2 protein-coding genes are annotated in these 430 nt (G+C 60.9%); one reads left to right on the top strand and one right to left on the bottom strand.

Annotated elements, in window-relative coordinates:
- Window positions 1–238: diguanylate cyclase (locus J5M56_RS25825; RefSeq protein WP_207938162.1), on the top strand; the 238-nt coding region annotated here is incomplete at its 5' end.
- Between the two features lie 10 nt (window positions 239–248).
- Here J5M56_RS25825 and J5M56_RS25820 read toward each other — a convergent pair.
- Window positions 249–430: peptidase C39 family protein (locus tag J5M56_RS25820; RefSeq protein ID WP_207938161.1), on the bottom strand; the 182-nt coding region annotated here is incomplete at its 5' end.

The raw sequence follows: 430 nt of genomic DNA, 5'->3' as shown, positions 1-430 counted from the left end.
ACGTGGGGCGGCGCTTGTGGCTGAGGAGATTCTTGAGGCCATTCGCTCCTTGCGGATGGAGCACAAAGCCCATCCGCTGGGTCACGTCACCGCCAGCGCAGGTATTGCGGTTGGCAAGCCGTCCGAACATGAAGTGAGCCCCGCCACTCTTATCGAGTCGGCTGACAAACTGCTTTATGCCGCGAAGCAGAAAGGCAGGGATCGCTACTGTATCGGCGAGGAAGTGCTCGGCGCCTAGCCACCGCTCTTCAACGGGAGCGCAGCATCACGGCTGCGCGAACCCGCTGGACGCCAAACACCGTCATGCGCAGAAATTCCTGGTGACTGACCGGCAAGTGCTGGCAGTCCAGGCCGCGCTTGAGTTTGCTGTGGTCGACATCAGGATCGTGCGAGTAAACGAAGTCCTCGTCGCACCCGGTGATGATGACCC

Source organism: Pseudomonas sp. 51_B (assembly GCF_017491595.1).
Classification (GTDB): Bacteria; Pseudomonadota; Gammaproteobacteria; order Pseudomonadales; family Pseudomonadaceae; genus Aquipseudomonas; species Aquipseudomonas promysalinigenes.
This window is presented reverse-complemented; position numbering and strand designations above follow the sequence as displayed.